This is a genomic window from endosymbiont 'TC1' of Trimyema compressum, assembly GCF_001584725.1.
GTDB lineage: Bacteria > Bacillota > TC1 > TC1 > TC1 > TC1.
This window is the reverse complement of sequence record NZ_CP014606.1, coordinates 1,146,982-1,167,707: the sequence shown is the minus strand read 5'-3', so window position 1 is coordinate 1,167,707 and position 20,726 is coordinate 1,146,982. Positions and strand designations below refer to the sequence as shown.

The following is a 20,726-nucleotide window of genomic DNA, read 5'->3' as shown; positions in this document are numbered from 1 at the left end:
AACCGCCTAAACCGACACCATAGCTATTCCTTTGTCAGCGCAGGTAGAAGAATTGTATATACTTCCAGATGGCTCATATATCTTGAAAAATCTAACTTCAGGAACGGTTATGGACTGTTCAAAGTCTAGGAATGTAGTGCATGGATGGGAAGAAAATGAGAGTGGAAGACAGATATTGAACTGGGCTAATGTTACTGAACACTGGACTACAACAAATGATGGTAAGAGAAAGTATTAGGCTTGCCAGAACCGTCTTTTAGAGAGGGAACACAATTCATATTTTGGAAAGAGGAACATGATAACCCTAGACAACAAGTTTGTACATAAGTATAGAGGAATGACAGACGGCTCCTATGTCCATATTCTTGATATAGGAGTCCTTTTTATTATGCAAGAATTTTATAAACCGATTGGGCAGGCAACAAAGCACAGTCCACATGAATTTTTACGATTATGAGTTTTAATGTATGCACTTCTCATTTTATTACAAAGGAAATAATCGATTAGATCATGACGAAGAGAATTAATATTCCACATATTACCTGTGAGGGCATGACAAGGACAAGCATTAATGCATTTAAAGCAGTCCTTTGGGCATTGACTTTCTAAGATTGGTGTACTGATAGGTAAATCACAATTGACCAAAACGGCAGACAGCCTAACACGTGGACCATATTTATTTATAATGAGGATATCATTTTTACCAATCCAACCTAAACTGGCATTTACAGCTGCATATTTAAAGGAAAAAGGTGCAAGAAGTGTTTCTTCACTTGATTGAGCAATAGGCGGGAATTCATATTGTACTTTGAACGAGTCAAAAAGAGTCTTTAAATTGTTGTTTATATTGTCAATGGTTTTGCGTGTTTCATTAATTAGTTTTTCGAAGTGCTTTTCAGAGTAGGAATTTAAAGTTAAAGATATTGAATGTGGTACAGCTAATACAATATAACTTTTGTATTGATCTTTATAATCGCTAAATGATGTGTGGGAAAATCCAAATAAAACATCTGGGTAACTATTACAAATTTTTATTAATTCACTATGTAGAGTATTCATAATTATCGGTCCAATCGCAAATAATTTTTATTTAGATTATATCATGGATTGTATTTGTAGCAAAGTATAGAAGGAGAGCAATTTATGGAAAGATAAAGCAGGACATAGGAAAAATTATAAGAAAGTTGTGTGCACAAAAAGGTGTAGAGATACTAGAAGCAAATGCCTGTCCAGATCATATCTATATTGCTGGTGAGTATCCCGCCGAAGCTGAGTGTATCTCAATTCATGGGTTATCTAAAGGGAAAAACATCCTTGATGATATTCGATCGTTATGCCAATTTAAAATATAAGTATGGCAGTCGAAAATAGGGGTATTACATAGACACAGTGGAACGGATTGAGGAATATATCCGGAATCAAATTCAAGAAGATATAGTGAGCGATTAGTTAAGTATCAAAGAATTTATAGATCTGTTTGGCCTAGAAAAAAGCTAGAGCCCCTCCCTTCAGGGGCAATCTGAAATGGCAAAGCAGTTGACGGACTTATTCAGAGTATCTTTTTAGACATTTTGCGGGCAAAATGCCCTTATAGGGCTAGTGCATACCACGCGTTTTACGTGTGGTTATGATTGTTTTTTGACTTAATCTTCAAGTGTTTTTTGAATTGTTTAATTTCTTTTTTGCTACCAAACATGTTGTTAATTTTTTCTTGTTCTAACTGTCGCGAATTCAAATGGGCATAAAGGGTTTCTCTTTGCAACTTTTGATAGTTTGCAAGCCGTTCTTTCGATAGAGTGCCATTGGCAATGGCTTCCTTTACTTTGCATTGTGGTTCATTTGTATGGGTGCAGTCATTAAATTTACATTGACCACTCAAGGATTCAATATCTTCAAAAGCTTTGGGAAGATTACTGTTATAAAGTTGCAATTCCCGCATTCCTGGTGTGTCAATAACAATACCACCATTGGGGAGTAGAAGTAGTTGGCGATGAGTGGTAGTATGGCGCCCTTTATCATCAGATTCCCGAATATTTTTTGTCGCCAACAAGCTTTTACCTAGCAAGGTATTAATTAATGTGGATTTTCCTACGCCAGAGGAACCAATAAAAGCACCTGTCTTTTCATTTTTAAAATAATCTTTTAAGTAGCAGTAGCCGTCATTATCTAGTGCTGAAAAAGCAACAATATCTACGCCTATAGCAACACTTTTAACTTCTGCAATTTTATTTTCTAAATCCTTACATAAATCTGACTTTGTCAATATTATTACAGGCATTGCTCCGCTATCCCACACTAATGAGAGGTATCTTTCCATGCGTCTTAAATTGAAGTTGGCATTTAGTGACATACAAAGGAATACTAAATCAATATTCGTTGCAATCACTTGTTTTCTATTAGTTGAGCCAGGTTCTTTTCTAGCTAAAATACTTTTTCGACTAAGTATATGGTTGATAATACCATTTCCTCCCTGATTGTGGTTTCTATCAATCATTACCCAGTCTCCGACTGCTGGAAAAGACTCAGAATTCTGTGCATTATGGATAAGCTTCCCAGATACTTGTGCAATTATCTCATTTTTTTCGCTCATTACCTTGTAAAGGCTACAATGTTGTTCTGTCACTCGAGCGAGATACATATTGTTATAAAGTGTGCTTTCTTGTTTCAAGCAGTCAGTAAGACCATATTCTTTTAATTTTAAATAGTTCATTTTTCCTCCAATGTTAATAGTAAGTCCATATTGGAGGGAGATTGATTTATTTAATTTTCAATGCCCTCCAGGAGCTTTACAATTGGCAGTTCTGTTTTATTCATCATCAAATCAAATTCTTTCTTAGATATAATAGATTAATTATAGCATGTAGTAGTGAAGATACAAAATAAATCTAGGAGACTTGAGTTGTAGAGCAATTTAATGTGAGAATAGTGTTGTGTTACATATATTTATATGCTACAATAGTATAAAGGTATCCATTTTATATCAATATTTCTACTATTAGAAAGACGGGTTAGAAGAGTGATCCAAATAATAGTGGAGGTAGTTAATATGGAAGATAAAAATTTAAAATGTTCTGATTGTGGCGCTGATTTTGTTTTTACTCAAGGCGAACAAGAGTTTTACGCTGAAAAAGGTTTTACAAACGAACCTAAGCGTTGCCCAGATTGCAGAAGACTGAACAAACAAAGACGTAACAATTACAACGGTTAATAATTGAAAATAAAGAGAGCGAAAGCTCTCTTTATTTGTTGGGAATAAGTCTGTGAGATAGACTTTATTAATTGGATATGTTAAAATTAATAAAATTTATGATGGAGGTTTGCTATGTTATTATTCGCTATTATTTTTATTACTGCAGCATTATTATTTTACACAGTTGGTGTATGGAGTGAACGTATTCAAAAAGTTCTAAAACCTTGGTATGTGGTCGTTTTTGGCTAGGTTTGTCTTGTGATACTACAGGGACCTTCTTATGTCTTTTATTGCAAATGAAAATGAAGGATTTAGTGGCATTCACGGTACAACAGGCGTTTTAGCTATTGTTTTAATGATTATTCATGCTGTATGGGCAACCTATGTTATTAAGAAAAACAATCAAAATTTCATAAGCTTAGTATAATTGTATGGCTAGTTTGGTTAATCCCTTATAGTATAGGTGGTTTCTATGGGAATGGGCATGTAAGATACTTTATAGAGGATTTTAATCAGAATATTGAGGATATTTTTAAAGGAGTATTTACAGAAATTTTTTCCTTTGTATTTATATAGTCCTTCTCAAATTGATGACTCTGTGGCTACTGAAGGTAAAGATGGTATTTATGCATTATTTCCTGTGCCAGAACTTTCAATGGGTTTATCGTAGGCTCAGGAAGTGACTCGGAAAATTAGAAAAAAATTCTAAAGCGAATTGCTTCTATTCTTAAAATTGATAATCTTGAAAGCTATATAATTTTCGAAGAATTGTGATGATATCAAAAAAGTTTAGAGATAACCATGCAATGCGTATAATGGCGATTGTTTTGGTTTAAAGCCAACATTACTTCAAAGCAATTGTTATAGACCTAAAAATAATTATTCCTATTTAGATAATTTATATTTCTCTGGTAGTTCTGTTTATTCCGGAGCAGTTGTTTCTATAGCTATTATATCAAGTACGACTAGCAGCGGAGGAATTATTAAGAGACTTTGTAGAATAAGTAAGTTAAAAGAACACTTCAAAATTGAAGTGTTCTTTGTTATTCTAAGTTGAAATATTTGTGTTTCTCTAAGATGGCTAATAGTTCATTTTCTGATAAAAGACCATTGTAATATTGTCCGTTTATTTCCACTGTTGGTATGTCTGTAATGTGTGGGTTTCTATTACTTTTGAAGTCTAGTTTTTCATAGGCATTAATAAAATCTTCTTCATTAACGAGTTTCTCCAACACAACGAGTTTCTCCAACACGAGAGACATTAGATAACAGAATGGTCATATTAAGTCACTATAAAGTTTTACTTTAATCATTATTTTCTCCAATCTAATTACTTATATTTTGTATGCAATTTAGCTAATGAATTGAAAATATTTCACTAAAGACAATATCAGTTGCATATTATTTTGGAAGTTATTATTGCTTGATGGCATATTGTTAAAAAATCTTTTTTGTAATTAGTTGGTTAATAAAGTAATAGGGGTCACCATTAAAGAAAATAATAAAAAATAGGGATAGTAAAATACCAATACAGCTGATTACTGTACCTCCTATAGCCAATCCACCTTGTTTTTTAACAATCCCTACTATGCCGAATATTAGACCTAACAATGATAAAGGGATTCCAAGTGTAAGATAGCCAAGAAAAAAGCCGAGAATGCCTAAAATTAAGCTGGCTGTAGAAAAACCAAATCTTGAATTATTATTTTTATTATGTTTATTCTCATTATGATTTGTGTGTTTGTTTTCCATAACACTGTCTCCTTTAGTCTATTTAAATGAGTCTAACTTATTATAACATATTCTTATAATAATAAATATTTTAAGGGTTAATTCACAATACTGTTTTTATCTTAAAATTATGAATATTTATTAAAACATGGTAAAATAAGAGGCATATTATGAATAGTTGTATAATTGAAGGAGACGTGAAAATGGCAATATTTGATAAGGATGCTTCCATTTATGATGCATGGTTTGATATGAAGCTTGGAAAATATGCTGATGTTGTAGAAACAGCAATTGCTTTTGATTTACTTAAACCTCAAAAAGGGATGCGGATACTGGATGTGGGATGTGGTACTGGAAACTTTTCAATAAAATTAGCTAAATTAGGTTGTGAGGTTACAGGTATTGATGTGTCGGAGGAAATGTTAAAAAAGCTAAAGATAATGCAGCTAAAGAGCATGTAAAAATTACATTTATTAACAAGGATATTTTAGAGCTTTCATTTAAAGATGCTTTTGATAGTGTTTGCTCAAATACAGTTCTTGAGTTTATGCAGGATAAAGAAACGGCAATTTCTTTAATGTTAGAAAGTGTAAAAAAAAGGGCCAGTTGTTTTTGGAACCATTAACAAAGATAGCTCGTGGTTTGATTTTTATGAAGAAGAATTGAAAAAAAGAAAGTAGTTTTTTTGCAATTTTTAAATATGCCACTTTTATCTCTGAGAAAGAAATGGAAAGAATTTGTAAGGATAATCTTGAAACAATAAGGAAGGGACTATTTATTCCCCCAAATATTGATGAATCTTTGCTTGATATAAACAATTTAGAAGAAAAAATTAATGGAGAAAGAGGCGGTTATATATGCGGATTATGGAGAAAGTGATTTCAGCGGAATTAAACTTTTCATCTATTGATTCTAAAGATTATTTGAAAGATATAGAGTCTGTTTTAGAGTTAATTAAGGACAGTGAATTAGAATATTCAATCGGTGTTATGTCTACAACAGTATTTGGTTCAAAAAATAAAATAATTGGATTGATTGACACTATTTATGAAAGCATGGATGAGCAATGTGGTTTTAGTTTCCATATTAATATTTCAAATTTATGTTTATCATGTGCTTCTGATAAGGGATAACAGGGAGGTTTCACAATGGAAATTAAAATGTTTGAAAAGAAGTATAAAGATGAAGTTATTCGTTTGATTTTAAAAATTCAAAATTCAGAATACCAAATGGGTTTGACCTTAGAAGAACAAAAAGATTTGTTAGATATTTATAATAATTACTTGGCAAATGGCTGTTTTTATATAGCAGTGGATAGTGAAGATCATGTGATTGGGACTGTGGGATTACAAATTAAGGATAATAGAGGTGTTTTTAGACGCTTTTTTATTATGAAGTCCTACCGAAAAGTTGGCATTGGTGGAATTCTTTACGGTAAAATATTAGAATTCGCTAGTCGCAATAAGTTGGATTAAATTATCATTAGTGCCCCTGATGAAGCAAAAGAATCCTATAATTTTTATATTAGAAATGGTTTTAGAGCTGTAGGGTTTGAAGATGTTTCCATAACCCTTAATCATCCCTATAAGGATGGTAGTATTTTTATTTTAGATTTAACTGATAAATGAAATAGAAGACTTTGGAATTAATCCAAAGTCTTCTATTTCATTTACAATGTATCATTTGCAAAAAAAATAAGGAAGTATCACCACTGGCTCCTCTAATTTTAATTGATTTTTTGTTGCATTTGAATTATTTAATTCACTACTAAAACCGCTGATTTTTTTATTATCAATGGATAATTTACCACTGACTATATCACTGTTAATATGGTAATCTTTTTCGCTACCTTCAATATTAAAAAGCTTTGTGTTGCCACTCACCATGTCAATATCCAAAGTATTAAATAATAATTTATCACCTATTAAATCACCAGAGGCAGAACTAAATTTAATTGCTTTAGCTTTTATATTGTTTTTGTAACATTACCACTAACAGAATTTATATTTAGGGAATCTGCTTCAATATTACTCAATACTTTGTCTCCATTGACTGATGATAATGTTAAGTTTGTTGTTCCGATATTTGTCAGTTTTATATTACCGCTTGCTACATCTAGAGCAAGGTCATTGGCTTTAACATTTTCAATAGAAATATCACCACTTGCTGTTCTGATTTTAATATTGTTTAGATTAGAATCTTTTGACAATGTTAATTCAACGTAAATCTTTTCTGTTCCGTTTTGTGTTGGAAAATTCATGAAACCTGAAATATCAACAAGAAATAAGCGCCACTTTTCTTGTTCTTTCATAGTTAGAGTATTGCCATCAATTTTTGAAGTGATTTTATCATCTTTAAAATAGCTGTACTTTAAGCTACCATTTTCATTAGTTCCTTCCTTGATTATTAAGTTTTTAGAAGCTAAGGCAATATCAATATCTTGAACTTGTTTTTTTGTAAATGACAAACTTTCTTCTTTATAATTACCAGCTCTATAGGGAGACAGAACATTATTTCCAAAAAAACTAAGCTGGTTAAAAGTAGTAGAAAACCAGTAATTGTTATAATAAGGGCAATAAAAGCAGCTTTTCTAATTGGTTTTTTCCATAATTAAGTTCCTTTCATTTTTTATTTTTAGAGTATTATTTAGAGTATTAATAGTAATTTGCATAAGAAAACTAGTTTACAATTAATTTGTTTTGTTTTTTATCTTTTCTTTTTATTGCACTGCTTAATTTATTACCTAAAAATGCAAAGAGCTTAATAGCCAAGTGAACTAATTTTACTAAAGCTGGTAATAGCAATATGCCAAGACCAAAGTTAATTAATGCCGGTGCAAATAAGGCTAGGCCATAGCCAGGTGCAATGACTAATGCTTGAACGGCTGTGACGATTAGGCCAATTGATGTAATCAGTAAAGCAATGGATGAAGCTAAGAAAGCAACAAGTATTGCGACAATTAGCAAAATAAATGCAAGTGCTAAAACAAATACGAAAATTACTAATGGAATAGTTAATGGTACGCTAAATAAGGCTAGTAATGCAATCAGCACTTTAAAACCGTTTGATAATGTAGGCTTTTCTTTTGCTTCAGTAAAAACCTTTTCTTTATCATAGTTTTCAAGTAGTTGTTCAGCAAGAGAGTCAATTGATCCAATTGCATTGATAACTTCCGCTTCTATCTGTCCAGCTTCAACAGCATCAGAAATATATTCATCATAGTAGAAGATCATTTTGTATTGTTCTTTTTTAGGAATTGATGTAATCTTTTGTTTTAAATTTTCTAAAAATACTTCTTTATTCATAAGGGCCTCCCTTCTCTAAAATATAGTCCATAATATGCGTTATATGCTCTGCTTCTTTTTTAAATTCATTTAGTTTTTTATTTCCAGTTGCTGTTAGTTGATAATATTTTCTCAGTCGGCCATTGTATTCTTTCGAATAAGTAGAAACTAGTTTTTTGTCTTCTAAGCGCCGTAAAACTGGATAAAGGGTTGATTCAGATGTTTTTATTAAAGGGGTTATCTCCTGAATAATCTTATAGCCATATGAATCTGCTTTTTTTAAATTAGCCAACACACATGTTTCGAGAAACCCTTTTTTAAGTTGATTATCCATATTGATTCTCCTTCCTAGACAATAGTATATAATGCATAGTATTATAAAGTCAATAGTATTGTTGATGATTTTCTAAAAGTTTCTTACATTATTGAAAGAAATATGGTAAAAAGTTGTCTTGTAGCACTGCTTTAGGAATGTTACAATGTATGATAGGTTGTTATTATTTACATAAATAACGTAGTATTTTATTTAGTATAAAAGAAATGGGGAATTGGAGAATGGTTGAAGTCCATTATCTATATCATGAATTTATTATGGGTAAATTGAAGGTGCCTATTTTACATGATATTAATTTCAAAATCGAACCAGGGGAATTTGTTTCTCTTTGTGGATCTTCTGGGTCGGGCAAATCTACTTTATTAAATTTGATTGCAGGTCTCATGAAGCCTACAAAAGGCGATATTTTTATTAATAGTAGTAAAATAAGCTCGATGTCTGAAAAAGAATTATGTTATTTTAGGCAGAAAATATTGGCTTTATTTTTCAATCCTATAATTTAATGAGTTATTTAACAGCAAAAGAGAATGTTGAGTTACCTCTTATTTTTTTAGGGATGGGGAAAAAAGAAAGAATGGAAAAAGCTGAAGCAACATTGGAGATTGTTGGCTTGAAAGACCGTATGAATCATAAGCCAACAGAGCTAAGTGGTGATCAACAACAAAGAGTTTCCATAGCTAGAGCATTAGCAGCTGATCCACCTGTAATTTTAGCAGATGAGCCTACAGGAAATTTAGATAGTAAGATTGGTAAGGATGTTTTAAGTCTTTTGAAAAAATTAATAAAGAGCAAAATACAACATTTTTAATTGTGTTACCCACGATAATGATTTAGCATCTGAATGTGACCGTATTTTTAATATGAGAGACGGTTATTTGTTAGGGGGGTGTTGAGCGTTGAAAGTAATAGAAAATGTTAAAATTGCTAGAAGAAATTTAAAAAAAGAAAAGGTAGAACCTTTTTAACAGCGCTTGGGGTAATAATTGGTATTGGTGCTGTTTTAACAATTATTTCATTGAGTACAGGTCTTCAAGATATTAATAAAGAAGCTTTCTCTAAAATGGGAGATATTAAGAGTATTACAGTAATGCCTTCTATGGCAATTAATAAGGTTGATTTAACAAAAAATGGTGTTAAAGAAAAAGATTTAGATTTGTCTCAGCTGTCTGGAGTTGTTGCTGTTTTGCTAAATATTCAATTAGCTGGCAGTGCTCGTCTTGGATTTAGTTACTATGAATCTAGTAGTAGTATTCTTGGCTATTTTAGAGACAAAGAAGCTAAATATGAATTTGATTTGTTAAGAGGACATTTACCAGAAAGAAACAATGAAATCTTAATTGGTGAAGAAGCTAATAAATCCTTTGAATTTACTCAAAGTGGAGAGCGACTAGAGGATTCGGGAAAAGATACAACAACGTTACCTTCTTCTTTTGATTTTATTGGAAGAAAGGTGACATTAACACAAGAAGAAAGTGTTAAGTCAAAAGAAGGGGAAAATCAACAAAGAGAAAATGCTCAAACCTTTACAGTTGTTGGTGTTTTAAAAAAATGATAGTGTAATGAATATGGGTTCTGGCTCAGGACCTAAAGTTTATATGATGAGCGATAGGGTTGAAGAACTAAACAATTGGTATAGCCAACTGGTTACACAAGAAAAAGATGGTGAAAAAACTTATGCTTCAGTTAATGTAAAAGTTGCTAATGAACAAGATGTTGATAGGGTTTCGAATGAAATTAAAACTATGGGTTATCAGGTTTTTTCTTTAAATAGCATTATTGAGCAATTTAACATGATGTTTTCTGCTGTCAAGGTTATTCTTGGTGGTATTGCTGCCATTGCTTTATTAGTTGCAACGATTAATATTATGAATACAGTGTATATGTCGGTTTTAGAAAGAAATAAGGAGATTGGTGTTATGAAGGTATTAGGAGCGCCTATTTCTGCAATAAGACAAATGTTCTTATGTGAAGCTGGATTTATTGTTTTTACTGGTGGTTTAATTGGAATAATACTAGGTGAGATTTTCACTTATGTACTTGGAGGTCTTTTAGAGAGTAACATTTCTGGTACAGGAGATCCAATTGCATTTCCATTTAAATTTGATCCAACATTAATTATTGGTTTATTAGTTATATCAACAGTTATTGGTATGATTGCAGGATTTTTACCAGCTAATAAAGCTGCTAGAATCAGTCCTTTAGAGGCAATTCGAAATGAGTAATAAGGGGAGAAAAACAGTGAGTAGAGATAAAGGTTCAGTAAAAAATAAAATTTGGTTTAGAATTCTAATTGCCGTTGTGGTTATTGGTGTTTTTAGTGGAGTAGGTTACTTAGCAGCAAATGTTCTATTAAAAAATAATCAACAAGCAGAAGTTGTTGCCCCTGTTAAACCTCAAAATGGGATTCCAGTAGAAATTGGAAGTGTATCAAAAACAATTAATGTGACAGGTAATTTATTACCTGCTCAACAGGAATCTATTTCCGCAGAAAATGGCGCTACAATTGACAAGGTATATTATGGGGTGGGAGATAGAATTGAAAAAGGTTGGAAAGTGATTGATATGACAACTGATGGAACAAAAAGCAATGTTACCAATGCAAGTAATCCTATCCAACAAAATAGCTCAGAGAAGGAATCTGTAACATTAAGAACTCATATTAATGGTAAAGTAGAAGAAGTTAATGTAATAAGCAAACAAGTAGTGACAGATGTTACAAAACCAGCTATACTTATAATAGATGATTCACCTTATACATTACGAACAACTATTAATGAAACAGATATTGTTAGTGTATTTTCTAATCAAACAGCTAATATAAGACTAAAAGCATTTCCGGATAGAGTTTTTACCGGCAAAGTAAAGCAAGTAGATGGAACTGGAACAGTTGGTACAAATGGTAAAACTTCTTATGATGTACAAATTGTCTTGGATGAAGTAGACTCTGATTTTAAAACGGGTATGACGGGCGAAGCTGATCTTTTTGCTGCTAATGTAGAGAATGTGCTCCGCTTACCATTGAATTCCATTGTCTTAACGGGTAATGGCAAAGGTGAGTTAATATAGTTGATGAAGCTGGCGCACTAGTAACAAAAGAAGTATCTGTAGGTACCGTTGGTAACGACTTTGTAGAGATTACTGAGGGATTAGTTGGAGGACAAGAAGTTTTTGTAGAAAAAGCTGAAAAAACGCAAATGAAATGGTGATGGTTTTTTAATAATCCATTAATAGATAAACGAGTAGCAAAAGCAGATTGATTAGTTTCAATCTGCTTTTATTTGAAGTGGGTGGTGTTTAAATGTTGTTTAAAAATGTTTTGAGGAGTATTTTAAAAAGAAAAGCACAGTTTATAAGTTTGATTGTTTTATTTTTTTATCTGTAGTTTTATTTGTTGTATTTAATACAACATCTTTTGTTTTAGGTAATGCTACAAATAATTACTTGAATGAAGAAAAAGTTGAAGATTTTATTTTTTCGCCTGTTCTTAATTCTCAAGGATTTAGCCTTGATAAAATTAGTGAAAAATATGGTTTTATCTATGAGGCCAGACAGGAAAAAGAATTGACTTTAAAGTTAATGGCCAAGATTTTGTTGTGCTAGCAGCAACTCCTAATGAGCACATTAGTAAGCCTTACTTACAAAAAAGGACGTTTACCAGAAAATGAACAAGAAATTTCTGTTGAAGAAACATTCGCAAATTTTAATAATATTGTAATTGGAGAGCATTACAGTATTGATGGTGTGGAAGTATAATGTGGTAGGATTTGCTTATATTTCTGACTACCTTTATCCTGTTTTTAACCCATCAGAGTTAGTGTATGGCTATAAGACTCAAACTGTTGCGTATATGACTGCAGATGGGCTAATGCGTGTCAATGGTATAGAATCAAAATACTACTTAGGACTGTTTAATAATAATGTAAATACTGCTGAAATTCAAAAAACAATGGAAGAGGATCTTTTCTTTGCAAATATTAGTTTTAGAGATAATCTATTAAGAATCAGTGGTGCTACATTAAAAATTCAATCAACAGGTGACATGGCTTATATTTTTATTACTTTTGTGTTAATTCTAACAGGATTTTTTATTAGTTTTAGTTACTAAAAAAAGAATTAATTTAGAAAGAAAGCAGATTGGTGTTTTAAAAGCTATGGGTTATTCTAGCAATAAAATTGCTAAAAGTTATATTATCTATGGAGCTAGTGTTGGATTTATTGGGTCATCATTAGGTGTTCTTATTGGTTACTTAGCCTATCCATCAATGATGAGCATTTATGCTCAGTTCTATAATATTCTTTTTAAAAATCAATCGCCAAATATGGTAATTTTATTTGGACTAATTATAGCAATTACCTTAATATTAGCCTTAGTAACATATTTCTTTGCTTTATCTATGAGTAAAAAGCTCCTTTGCGACTTCTTTATGATGTGGAAAGTATGGAGATAAGTTGGATTAGTAAAGGGGTTCATAAAATAACCAACAAGCTTTCTTTTAAAGGCCGTTTTAAGTATAATACAGCAAGTCGCTCAATTAGCAGAATAGCAGGGGTTTTCTTTGGGGTATTCAGTGCAGGTTTATTAATTATGTTATTTTTTGTAGGTACTACTATGGTTAATAGTTTAATTAATGAGGGTATTAAAGGCGCTAACTATAATTACGAGACTATTTATAGAACCAATATTGCTGAAAATCAATTGCCTTTGCAACAAGGATATGAACCTTTTCTTGTTTTAAATGCTGATCCTATTAAAATAACTAGACAGGGAAAAGATGTGCCTATTCCTTCATTGGTAGGGAATTCTTCTACAACAGAACGTCAAGTATTTGGATTGCAAGCTAATAGCCAACGCCTTGTTTTAGAAGATTTTGATGGAAATTCCTTAAATTATCTACTGACAAATGGGGTTGTAATAACCAAGAACTTTGCTATTACATATGGTTTGGAAATTGGAGATTTATTGACATTTTCACTTACAAGTTTAGATTAAACTGTAAAAAAGAAGTAACTTTACCTATTGAAAACGTATACGATAATTATTTGTCTCAGAATATATACTATGATAAAGATAAAATTAATAGTATAATGGAGTATAGTACAGGCACTTATAATGGGAAATATAGTATGGAACCTACTAGTGATAGCGAGGCTTCATATGTACTTATCTCTGCTGGAAAAACTACAAACGCTAATTTGGCTAACTATTTATCGTTAGCCAATCAGATGATGGGTGTCGTTATTTTCATTGCAGCTCTAATTGCTTTCATTGTAATATTTGTTGTTTCGAATTTAATTGTAGATGAAAATAAAAAAGTTATTTCACTTTTAAAGGTTTTAGGCTACAAAAATAAAGAAATGTCTTCTATGCTTATGAATGCGTATACTCCTATTGTAATCGTTGCTTATTTATTGTCTATTTGGTTAGGCTACTATTCATTTCAATGGCTTATTGTATATACAACACAGACTTTAGGTATGGCTTTTCCAGTTTCAGTAAATATTTGGCAAATACTGGGAGGATTAATACTGGTGTTGGTGATTTATCGTTTAGCCTTATTTTTTCCCAAGAGACATTTAAATAGGATATCATTATCTTAATCCTTAAAAGAGTATGAATAGGAGGATAGAATTTATGAGTTTAATTGAATTGCATAATGTTACTAAAGTATATAAAGTAGGCGAAATAGAAACCTATTTTCCAATTATTCCGATAATCAGTTGACACATTTTAGAAGAGATACTATTGGTTTTATTTTTCAATCCTACCATCTTTTACTTAATCTTAGTGTATATGAAAATATTGAAGTAGGCTCAAATTTATCAAAAGAAAAAGTTGATATTGATGCTATTTTAAAATCAGTTGAAATGTATGAAGAACGCAATAAATTTCCTTATCAGTTAAGTGGCGGACAACAACAGAGAGTTTCTATTGCCAGAGCCTTAGCGAAAAACCTAAAGTGCTTTTTTGTGATGAGCCTACAGGAGCTCTAGATGAAGAAATGGGTAAAAAAGTCCTTTCTATTCTTCAAAATGTAAATAAAGAATTCGGTACTACTATTTTAATTATTACTCATAATCCAGCAATTAGTGCGTTAGGTAATCAAGTTATTCATATGAATAGTGGTAGGATTGCAAAAGAGGAAAACAATCAAGTAATATTAAATACAGAAGATATAAAGTGGGCATAATTAGGAGTACAGAATGTTAAATGTTAATTAAAAATGTTTTAAGGGATGCTTTCAAAAAGAAAGTGCAATTTTACTAGGCGTAGTTTTGCTACTCAGCCTTTCTATTGCTATTTTTGTTGGTTTCAATATGAACTCTGATAGTATTAGAAATACAAGTGAATCCTATAGAGAAAATCAACAGGTGGCTGATTTAATATTCTACCCTAATTTAATTTTAACTGAAGATGAAATTAAGGAGATTGCTACCCAGTATCAGATTAATCCAATTGAATTAACTTCAATGCCTTTTAGCGAATTGATTTTAAAATATAATATAGATTTAAAGCCATATAGTGAGAAAAGAGCAGCTGAATTGGGAAAAGAATATGGTTTTAATTTTGAGTTAAGAAAAGAAGTTGAAACCGCTTTTAAAAAAGAAGGTGAAACATTTAATATTAAGGGCATTGAAATTAATAAGAATATTAATATTCCCTATTTAATGGATGGCCGTTTACCAGAAACTGGAACTGAAATTACTCTAACTGATTTATTTGCTGAAGCCAATAATCTAACAGTAGGGTCAAAGATTGAGATTAATGGTGTTAATTATACTGTTGTTGGATTAGCTTATGCACCCAACTATATATATCCTATTATTTCTATGAAAAGCCCCCTCTATGATTATAAAACTAAATCGGCAGCCTACTTAACAGAAGAGGGCATTAATACTTTCAAAGGGGATAAAGTTAGTTTCTTTATAGGTCATTTTATTGATGGCATTCCGTCAACAGATGTTTTAAAAGAAATGAAAAATGATGAAGCATTTAAATTTATTGCACTAGGAAGTGAAATTATTACTATAAGTTCAGTTGATTTAGAGATTAAAGCGGATAAAGTTATTTCTAATGTTTTTGTTACTTTTCTATTACTGATTACAGCTATAATAATTGTGTTAATAGTGCGGAAACGAATTAATGGCGAACGAAAACAAATTGGTGTTTTAAAAGCTTTAGGATATAGCCCATTTAAAATTGCCAATAGTTATTTAGTTTATCCAATTATTATTTCAATTACAGGATCAGTTATAGGTATAATTTTTGGTTACTTACTCTACCCGTATTTACTTAATTTTTACAGGGGTTATTTTAATATACCTTTTGTTAAGGAACCTCTTAATATTTACTATGTAATTATGGTAGTAAGTATTCCATTAATTGCTCTAGTTTTACTCACTTATTTATCCTGTATACAATTAATTAATAAAAACCTTTAGAGCTATTAACAGAGGGCAATCATCTTAAGGTTAACAGGTTTAGCAGATTGATTAATAAAATACTTAAACCCTTACCATTTAAAAGTAGATTTAAATACTCATTAGCATTTCGCTCTATAGGAAAGCTATTTGCTGTAGCCGTTGCTATTTTCAGTGTAGGTATTTTAATTACATTTAGTTTTATTGTTGCTACAATGTTTACCAAGGCTGTAGATGATACATTTCAAGGTTCTAATTTCAATTATGAAGTGACTTATAACCAAAAGGTCAATAAAGATAAGGTAATCCTAAAAGCTGGGGAAGAACCTATTACTAAAAGCAATTTAAAACCTGTTTTACTTACTCGAGGGAGTGAAGAAAGAATAATTGAAGTTCCTGATATTGAGACCCAAACTAAAAAACAGTTTATTACAGGCATTTTACCTGAAGGAGAATTGTTGGTCCTTAAAAATAGTAAGGGTGAGCCCTTAAATGGTTATCTTAAAGAAGGGCTAGTCATTAATGAAATGTATCAAATGCTCTATGATATTAAAATTGGGGATGCATTATCATTTGTAGTAGAGGTTAATGATAATACGGAAATTATTGAAATACCTGTTGTGGGCATAAATGCTTAATTTAATGGTCCTATTATCTACTATGATAAAGATAGAGTTAATGATATCCTCGGATTTGATGCTGATATTTTCAATGGAAAATATACATTGGATTATCCTAGTTCTGATGAAGACTCCTTAATTAAATCAGTTTTTAACATTGATGATTTAAAAGAGAATATGATTATTTTTATAAATATTACACAGCAAGTTGTGTTGGTCTTTGTAATTGTGGGCTCTGTGATTGCTGTAGCCATACTGATTATTATTTCTAATTTGGTTATTGAATAGAATAAAAGGATTATTTCCTTAATGAAAGTTCTAGGATATGAAGAAAAAGAAATTTCATCTATTCTATTAAATATATATACACCTATAGTAGTAGTTGTCTACTTCCTTTCAGTTGTAGCTGGTATATTTCTACTAAAAGGTTTGATGAGCTATTTAGCAAAAGTAATGAGTATTGCTTTTCCTGTGTCTATTACTTGGATTCAAGTAGTTATTGGTTTAGTTATACTGCTAATTGTTTATTTCGCTTGTCTATTCATTTCTAGAAGAAACTTAAGAAGAATATCTTTATCTGAAGCATTGAAGCAGGAATAGGAATTCTGCAAATGGAAATGACATTGCTGAAAATTGCAATATAGAGAATAATATAAGATTGGATGGGTTGCAAAATGAATATTAAAGACAGCCAAAGAAGAAAAGCTACGATTAAAGAAGTTGCAAAACGAGCAGGAGTTTCTGTTGCGACAGTCTCTAGAGTATTAAACAACCAGGAAGTAGTTAAAGAAGACAAAAAACAAAGAATATTAGAGGTGATTGCAGAATTAAATTATGTGCCTAATCCAGCTGCTCGTTCCCTAGGGAAAAAGCAGCTATATAAAGTTGCGGTTGTGGTACCTAATATTGTTAACTCTGCACTGGCGGAAGTAATTAGAGGGATTTTTGAAACATTATATGCAAATAAAATAGATATGATTTTATTTAATTCTAATGAAAATCCAGAAGTGGAAAAGAAGACTTTTTTAAGTTTATCGGATAAATTAGTAGAAGGGGCAATTTTTGTTGCTCAGTGTGGTTCTTTATTAGATTTTTCACAATTAGCAAGACGAATGCCTGTTGCTATAGTTGAACGTGCAGAAAAAACCAATACAGTTGATAAGTTTGAAATTGATGATTATGATGCTATGGATCAAATAGTTGATCATTTATATGCTTTAGATCATCGTAAAATTGCTCATATTTCAGGACTTCCCTATAGCTATAATTCTCAGTTAAGAACAGATGCTTTTCGCTTTGCATTGGAAAAGAAAAAATTACCAGTTATGGATAATTATTTTATTAACACAAGCTTTACTATTACTGGTGGTGCGGAAGGATTTAATCAGCTTTTGGAAAGAGGCGATGATTTTACGGCTGTAGTCTGTAGCTCTGACTTAATTGCGTTAGGTGCTGTATCCAGTGCTATTAGAGCAGGTTATACAATTGGTGAAAATATGTCAATAGTAGGCTATGATGGGTTCCCAGAAACAGAGCATATTTATCCAGCGGTCACAACAATTAATTATCCAGGATACCAAATAGGTGCGTTGGCAGCTGAAGCTATTATGGATAAATTTGAGAGAGGTAGTAAAATACCACCTAAGAGAATGACCCTCAAAGCAGAATTAGTTGTGAGAGAGACTACAGGAACAAATAAAGGAAAACGAAAATAAAGTTGTAGGAGAATGGTGCAGAGTATGGACAGAGGTATAGGCTTTTTAGGCTTTTTCAGCTTTTATTCGGAGGCGGGAGCCTTCTTTATGGTTTTGGAACATTAGGATTTTATATTTTGACTAATCCAGATATTTTACCAGTTGAATCATTGCCAGCTGTATGGAAGGATTTTTTAAATAATCCACTATTGAAATTTTTTTCAATGCCGTATTTAGCTCCGTATTTTTTCTAATTGGATTAATAGCAATTGTTGCAGGCATATTAATACTATTTATGGGCTATCAATTAAATAAGGCAACTAAATTATATTCTGGGATTTTTTCAGTAGAACAAAATATATGGAGTAATCGCGTAATGAATATTTTCTTATTATTTGCTTTCCTTTCTAGTGTGGTTTATTTACTACGTGGAATAGCCATACAGTTAGGAGGTCTATAGAATGAATGCTAAAGATTATTAAGAAAACACCATTGATTATGGTTCTTGTTATATTTTCTAATGTAGCTTTTACTTATATGAGAAGCCAAGAAGCTTTCTTTTTAGAGCGACAACTGCCAATTAATTCTCCTTATGCTGTTTCTCCCTATTTATTAATTATTGTGCTGTTAATAATTTTTGTGATTAGTTGGTATTTATCCTATTCAGCATTAATTGATTGTAAAATAGCTGTTGTTGCTATGGAAAATGGCAATGGAGTTAAGGAGTCTGTTGATAATCAAGATAAGTCATTCAGGTATTTGCGAAAGTTCTTTTTTATACAAGCATTTACATTTTTCTTTACACTGGTAGGCACAGAATTTTTTGTTTCTCTATTAGAATCAGTGGGAAATGTTTTTAACAAGGGTTGATAAATATAATCACTTGAAAATGATGGGCTTATTTATGTAAATAGAATAAGATATAATATGGAAAGAATTAATTCTTTCCATATTTTTCAGATGAAAAAGAAGCTGAATTCATGTATAATAGTTTATATATATTTAGATAAAGTATGAAGAATTACGCATAGTAACTTTTAAAAATAAAGGAGTGATATGAATGGGAAAATTTTTTGGAACAGATGGAATTAGAGGGATTGCCAATAAAGATTTAACACCTGAAATGGCTTTTAAACTTGGTCGTGCAGTTGCACACGTATTAGCAAGTGATTATGAAGATCCTGTAATTACAATTGGAAAAGACACTCGTATTTCTGGTGACATGTTAGAGTCAGCTTTGGCAGCAGGAATTTGTTCTCGTGGTGTAAGTGTTTATCATCTAGGTGTATTACCAACACCAGGAATTGCTTATTTAACACGACATTTGAAAGCTCAAGCAGGTGCTGTGATTTCTGCCAGTCATAATCCGATGCAGGATAATGGAATTAAATTTTTTAATCAATATGGATTTAAGTTATCAGATGAAATTGAAGCAGAAATTGAATCTTATTTATTAAATGATGAAGAAGATATTATGCCAAGACCAACTGGTAAAGATGTAGGTCATCTTATTTATTTACATAAAGGCAAAGGTATTTACGAAGCTTATTTAAAAAAAATATTCAATGATACTTTAGAGGGACTGAATATAGTTGTAGACAATGCTAATGGAGCTGCATCAAATGTAATGCCTAATATTTTAAGATCATTAGAACCTGCTTCTCTCATTTCTATTTCTGATGAACCTAATGGCATAAATATTAATGAGGACTGTGGCTCTACCCATATGGAAAACTTAAGAGATCGTGTTATTCAATGTAAAGCGGATATTGGAATTGCCCATGATGGTGATGCTGATCGAATGCTTGCTGTTGATGAGCTAGGTAGAGTAGTAGACGGAGATCAAATTATGGCAATTTGCGCTGGCTACTTAAAGGAAAAAGGCGAACTTAAAAATAATCTCCTTGTTGGTACAGTTATGAGTAATTTAGGATTGCGTAAGTTTTGTGAAGAAAGAGATATTGATTACTCAGCCACAGGCGTTGGGGATCGCTATGTACTAGAGGAAATGGTTAAAAGAGATGCAATCCTTGGCGGCGAACAATCCGGCCATATTATTTTTAAAGAATACAATACAACTGGTGATGGCTTATTAACTGCTTTAATGTTAATGAAAGTCATGAAAGAGAAAAAGCAAAAACTATCAACATTGGCGGACCAAATGAAAATCTATCCTCAAACACTGAGAAATGTTAAAGTAGCTAATAAAGAGGAAGCCTTAAATAATGTAGCCTTTAAAAAAGCAATAGAGGAAGCTGGTAAAACACTTGAGAATAGGAGTCGTATTTTAGTAAGACCATCTGGTACAGAATCTCTCATTCGCATTATGGCCGAAGGTGAAAACTTAGAAGAAATAGAGAGTATTGTAAAAGATTTAGCAAAAATAATTCAATAGTTTAGAACATATTACAAATATTTTTACATCTATTGTAATAGATAGTTAGATAAACTATA

At 31.4% G+C, this 20,726-nt stretch carries 29 protein-coding genes and 5 pseudogenes; 26 read left to right on the top strand and 8 right to left on the bottom strand.

Annotated features, from left to right (window positions below):
* Positions 1-109: 109 nt before the first annotated feature.
* Positions 110-238, top strand: a complete 129-nt coding sequence (locus tag AZF37_RS12450; protein WP_281178853.1) for a hypothetical protein — start codon at positions 110-112, stop codon at positions 236-238.
* A 161-nt stretch (positions 239-399) separates the two neighbouring features.
* Here the strand turns inward: AZF37_RS12450 and AZF37_RS07335 are convergent, their stop codons facing one another.
* Positions 400-1,059, bottom strand: coding sequence for an epoxyqueuosine reductase (locus tag AZF37_RS07335; protein WP_088370214.1), 660 nt, complete (start codon positions 1,057-1,059; stop codon positions 400-402).
* 35 nt (positions 1,060-1,094) lie between these two features.
* Here AZF37_RS07335 and tnpA point away from each other — a divergent pair.
* Positions 1,095-1,449: pseudogene (gene tnpA, locus AZF37_RS07330) on the top strand (IS200/IS605 family transposase).
* A 166-nt stretch (positions 1,450-1,615) separates the two neighbouring features.
* On the opposite strand, the gene rsgA reads toward tnpA, so the two are convergent.
* The gene (rsgA, locus tag AZF37_RS07325; protein ID WP_088370213.1) at positions 1,616-2,710 is read right to left on the bottom strand and encodes a ribosome small subunit-dependent GTPase A; all 1,095 of its coding nucleotides are present in this window, start codon (positions 2,708-2,710) and stop codon (positions 1,616-1,618) included.
* Between the two features lie 336 nt (positions 2,711-3,046).
* Here rsgA and AZF37_RS07320 point away from each other — a divergent pair, with 336 nt between their 5' ends.
* Positions 3,047-3,208 (top strand): zinc-ribbon domain-containing protein, encoded by a 162-nt coding sequence (locus AZF37_RS07320; protein ID WP_088370212.1) that lies wholly within the window; start codon positions 3,047-3,049, stop codon positions 3,206-3,208.
* A gap of 114 nt (positions 3,209-3,322) precedes the next feature.
* A pseudogene (locus AZF37_RS07315) lies at positions 3,323-3,667 on the top strand (HsmA family protein); the annotation flags it as partial.
* Between the two features lie 566 nt (positions 3,668-4,233).
* Here the strand turns inward: AZF37_RS07315 and AZF37_RS07310 are convergent.
* Both AZF37_RS07310 and AZF37_RS07305 read right to left on the bottom strand, forming a co-directional pair.
* Positions 4,234-4,425 carry a hypothetical protein gene (locus tag AZF37_RS07310; protein WP_088370211.1) on the bottom strand — a complete coding sequence of 64 codons (192 nt, stop codon included), beginning with the start codon at positions 4,423-4,425 and terminating at the stop codon, positions 4,234-4,236.
* Positions 4,426-4,627: 202 nt separating this feature from the next.
* Positions 4,628-4,942, bottom strand: a complete 315-nt coding sequence (locus tag AZF37_RS07305; RefSeq protein ID WP_088370210.1) for a DUF4190 domain-containing protein — start codon at positions 4,940-4,942, stop codon at positions 4,628-4,630.
* 149 nt (positions 4,943-5,091) lie between these two features.
* Here AZF37_RS07305 and AZF37_RS13410 point away from each other — a divergent pair.
* From AZF37_RS13410 to AZF37_RS07285, 3 genes and pseudogenes are all read left to right on the top strand, one after another.
* Positions 5,092-5,546: pseudogene (locus AZF37_RS13410) on the top strand (class I SAM-dependent methyltransferase).
* 232 nt (positions 5,547-5,778) lie between these two features.
* Positions 5,779-6,054, top strand: coding sequence for a hypothetical protein (locus AZF37_RS07290; protein WP_162473983.1), 276 nt, complete (start codon positions 5,779-5,781; stop codon positions 6,052-6,054).
* A 15-nt stretch (positions 6,055-6,069) separates the two neighbouring features.
* A complete protein-coding gene (locus AZF37_RS07285; RefSeq protein WP_088370207.1) occupies positions 6,070-6,396 on the top strand; it encodes a GNAT family N-acetyltransferase in 327 nt (108 codons plus the stop codon).
* A 204-nt stretch (positions 6,397-6,600) separates the two neighbouring features.
* Here AZF37_RS07285 and AZF37_RS12445 read toward each other — a convergent pair whose 3' ends face one another.
* The 4 genes from AZF37_RS12445 to AZF37_RS07265 all read right to left on the bottom strand — a co-directional run bounded on the left by AZF37_RS12445 (position 6,601) and on the right by AZF37_RS07265 (position 8,539).
* Complete coding sequence (locus tag AZF37_RS12445; protein ID WP_281178961.1) at positions 6,601-6,846, bottom strand: hypothetical protein; 246 nt, start codon at positions 6,844-6,846, stop codon at positions 6,601-6,603.
* A gap of 41 nt (positions 6,847-6,887) precedes the next feature.
* Positions 6,888-7,388 carry a DUF4097 family beta strand repeat-containing protein gene (locus tag AZF37_RS12440; RefSeq protein WP_162473981.1) on the bottom strand — a complete coding sequence of 167 codons (501 nt, stop codon included), beginning with the start codon at positions 7,386-7,388 and terminating at the stop codon, positions 6,888-6,890.
* Positions 7,389-7,599: 211 nt separating this feature from the next.
* On the bottom strand, positions 7,600-8,226 hold the full coding sequence (locus AZF37_RS07270) for a DUF1700 domain-containing protein (protein ID WP_088370204.1): 627 nt from the start codon (positions 8,224-8,226) through the stop codon (positions 7,600-7,602).
* Positions 8,219-8,539 carry a PadR family transcriptional regulator gene (locus tag AZF37_RS07265; RefSeq protein ID WP_088370203.1) on the bottom strand — a complete coding sequence of 107 codons (321 nt, stop codon included), beginning with the start codon at positions 8,537-8,539 and terminating at the stop codon, positions 8,219-8,221. The genes AZF37_RS07270 and AZF37_RS07265 overlap by 8 nt, the downstream gene beginning before the upstream one ends.
* A gap of 221 nt (positions 8,540-8,760) precedes the next feature.
* Between AZF37_RS07265 and AZF37_RS07260 the strand changes: the two are divergent.
* The 19 genes and pseudogenes from AZF37_RS07260 to glmM all read left to right on the top strand — a co-directional run bounded on the left by AZF37_RS07260 (position 8,761) and on the right by glmM (position 20,667).
* Positions 8,761-9,432: pseudogene (locus tag AZF37_RS07260) on the top strand (ABC transporter ATP-binding protein).
* 74 nt (positions 9,433-9,506) lie between these two features.
* A pseudogene (locus AZF37_RS07255) lies at positions 9,507-10,091 on the top strand (ABC transporter permease); the annotation flags it as partial.
* 7 nt (positions 10,092-10,098) lie between these two features.
* Entirely contained in the window at positions 10,099-10,761 is a 663-nt protein-coding gene (locus AZF37_RS07250) for an ABC transporter permease (RefSeq protein WP_088370202.1), read from the top strand.
* A 16-nt stretch (positions 10,762-10,777) separates the two neighbouring features.
* Positions 10,778-11,605, top strand: coding sequence for an efflux RND transporter periplasmic adaptor subunit (locus tag AZF37_RS07245; protein WP_162473980.1), 828 nt, complete (start codon positions 10,778-10,780; stop codon positions 11,603-11,605).
* A 375-nt stretch (positions 11,606-11,980) separates the two neighbouring features.
* Positions 11,981-12,139, top strand: coding sequence for a hypothetical protein (locus AZF37_RS10620; protein WP_162473979.1), 159 nt, complete (start codon positions 11,981-11,983; stop codon positions 12,137-12,139).
* 12 nt (positions 12,140-12,151) lie between these two features.
* Positions 12,152-12,292 (top strand): hypothetical protein, encoded by a 141-nt coding sequence (locus AZF37_RS10615; protein ID WP_162473978.1) that lies wholly within the window; start codon positions 12,152-12,154, stop codon positions 12,290-12,292.
* Positions 12,273-12,644 carry a hypothetical protein gene (locus AZF37_RS07240; RefSeq protein ID WP_162473977.1) on the top strand — a complete coding sequence of 124 codons (372 nt, stop codon included), beginning with the start codon at positions 12,273-12,275 and terminating at the stop codon, positions 12,642-12,644. The genes AZF37_RS10615 and AZF37_RS07240 overlap by 20 nt, the downstream gene beginning before the upstream one ends.
* Positions 12,645-12,651: 7 nt before the next feature.
* A complete protein-coding gene (locus AZF37_RS07235; RefSeq protein WP_088370199.1) occupies positions 12,652-12,987 on the top strand; it encodes an FtsX-like permease family protein in 336 nt (111 codons plus the stop codon).
* Positions 12,969-13,529, top strand: coding sequence for a DNA binding protein (locus AZF37_RS07230; RefSeq protein ID WP_162473976.1), 561 nt, complete (start codon positions 12,969-12,971; stop codon positions 13,527-13,529). Before AZF37_RS07235 ends, AZF37_RS07230 begins: the two co-directional genes overlap by 19 nt.
* Positions 13,530-13,579: 50 nt before the next feature.
* A complete protein-coding gene (locus AZF37_RS07225; protein ID WP_088370197.1) occupies positions 13,580-14,137 on the top strand; it encodes an ABC transporter permease in 558 nt (185 codons plus the stop codon).
* A gap of 120 nt (positions 14,138-14,257) precedes the next feature.
* The gene (locus tag AZF37_RS11820) at positions 14,258-14,530 is read left to right on the top strand and encodes an ATP-binding cassette domain-containing protein (protein WP_245611934.1); all 273 of its coding nucleotides are present in this window, start codon (positions 14,258-14,260) and stop codon (positions 14,528-14,530) included.
* Between the two features lie 8 nt (positions 14,531-14,538).
* Positions 14,539-14,727: a hypothetical protein gene (locus tag AZF37_RS11815; RefSeq protein ID WP_245611933.1), complete on the top strand. Its 189-nt coding sequence runs from the start codon at positions 14,539-14,541 to the stop codon at positions 14,725-14,727.
* 127 nt (positions 14,728-14,854) lie between these two features.
* On the top strand, positions 14,855-15,979 hold the full coding sequence (locus AZF37_RS07215; protein WP_172793095.1) for an ABC transporter permease: 1,125 nt from the start codon (positions 14,855-14,857) through the stop codon (positions 15,977-15,979).
* A gap of 47 nt (positions 15,980-16,026) precedes the next feature.
* Entirely contained in the window at positions 16,027-16,596 is a 570-nt protein-coding gene (locus tag AZF37_RS07210; protein WP_088370195.1) for a hypothetical protein, read from the top strand.
* Positions 16,597-16,683: 87 nt separating this feature from the next.
* Complete coding sequence (locus AZF37_RS07205; RefSeq protein WP_088370194.1) at positions 16,684-16,866, top strand: hypothetical protein; 183 nt, start codon at positions 16,684-16,686, stop codon at positions 16,864-16,866.
* A gap of 9 nt (positions 16,867-16,875) precedes the next feature.
* Entirely contained in the window at positions 16,876-17,178 is a 303-nt protein-coding gene (locus AZF37_RS07200) for an FtsX-like permease family protein (RefSeq protein WP_342668713.1), read from the top strand.
* A gap of 74 nt (positions 17,179-17,252) precedes the next feature.
* Positions 17,253-18,293, top strand: coding sequence for a LacI family DNA-binding transcriptional regulator (locus tag AZF37_RS07195; RefSeq protein WP_172793094.1), 1,041 nt, complete (start codon positions 17,253-17,255; stop codon positions 18,291-18,293).
* 444 nt (positions 18,294-18,737) lie between these two features.
* Positions 18,738-19,142: a hypothetical protein gene (locus AZF37_RS07190; RefSeq protein WP_088370191.1), complete on the top strand. Its 405-nt coding sequence runs from the start codon at positions 18,738-18,740 to the stop codon at positions 19,140-19,142.
* A 190-nt stretch (positions 19,143-19,332) separates the two neighbouring features.
* Positions 19,333-20,667 carry a phosphoglucosamine mutase gene (gene glmM, locus AZF37_RS07185; protein ID WP_088370190.1) on the top strand — a complete coding sequence of 445 codons (1,335 nt, stop codon included), beginning with the start codon at positions 19,333-19,335 and terminating at the stop codon, positions 20,665-20,667.
* Positions 20,668-20,726: the final 59 nt, after the last annotated feature.

Bases quoted from the DNA above. Each gene is read 5' to 3' on its own strand.
- AZF37_RS12450 (WP_281178853.1), top strand. From the start codon at position 110: ATGGACTGTTCAAAGTCTAGGAATGTAGTGCATGGATGGGAAGAAAAT.
- AZF37_RS07335 (WP_088370214.1), bottom strand. From the start codon at position 1,059: ATGAATACTCTACATAGTGAATTAATAAAAATTTGTAATAGTTACCCA.
- rsgA (WP_088370213.1), bottom strand. From the start codon at position 2,710: ATGAACTATTTAAAATTAAAAGAATATGGTCTTACTGACTGCTTGAAA.
- AZF37_RS07320 (WP_088370212.1), top strand. From the start codon at position 3,047: ATGGAAGATAAAAATTTAAAATGTTCTGATTGTGGCGCTGATTTTGTT.
- AZF37_RS07305 (WP_088370210.1), bottom strand. From the start codon at position 4,942: ATGGAAAACAAACACACAAATCATAATGAGAATAAACATAATAAAAAT.
- AZF37_RS07290 (WP_162473983.1), top strand. From the start codon at position 5,779: ATGCGGATTATGGAGAAAGTGATTTCAGCGGAATTAAACTTTTCATCT.
- AZF37_RS07285 (WP_088370207.1), top strand. From the start codon at position 6,070: ATGGAAATTAAAATGTTTGAAAAGAAGTATAAAGATGAAGTTATTCGT.
- AZF37_RS07270 (WP_088370204.1), bottom strand. From the start codon at position 8,226: ATGAATAAAGAAGTATTTTTAGAAAATTTAAAACAAAAGATTACATCA.
- AZF37_RS07265 (WP_088370203.1), bottom strand. From the start codon at position 8,539: ATGGATAATCAACTTAAAAAAGGGTTTCTCGAAACATGTGTGTTGGCT.
- AZF37_RS07250 (WP_088370202.1), top strand. From the start codon at position 10,099: ATGAATATGGGTTCTGGCTCAGGACCTAAAGTTTATATGATGAGCGAT.
- AZF37_RS10615 (WP_162473978.1), top strand. From the start codon at position 12,152: ATGAGCACATTAGTAAGCCTTACTTACAAAAAAGGACGTTTACCAGAA.
- AZF37_RS11815 (WP_245611933.1), top strand. From the start codon at position 14,539: ATGGGTAAAAAAGTCCTTTCTATTCTTCAAAATGTAAATAAAGAATTC.
- AZF37_RS07215 (WP_172793095.1), top strand. From the start codon at position 14,855: ATGAACTCTGATAGTATTAGAAATACAAGTGAATCCTATAGAGAAAAT.
- AZF37_RS07195 (WP_172793094.1), top strand. From the start codon at position 17,253: ATGAATATTAAAGACAGCCAAAGAAGAAAAGCTACGATTAAAGAAGTT.
- AZF37_RS07190 (WP_088370191.1), top strand. From the start codon at position 18,738: ATGCTAAAGATTATTAAGAAAACACCATTGATTATGGTTCTTGTTATA.
- glmM (WP_088370190.1), top strand. From the start codon at position 19,333: ATGGGAAAATTTTTTGGAACAGATGGAATTAGAGGGATTGCCAATAAA.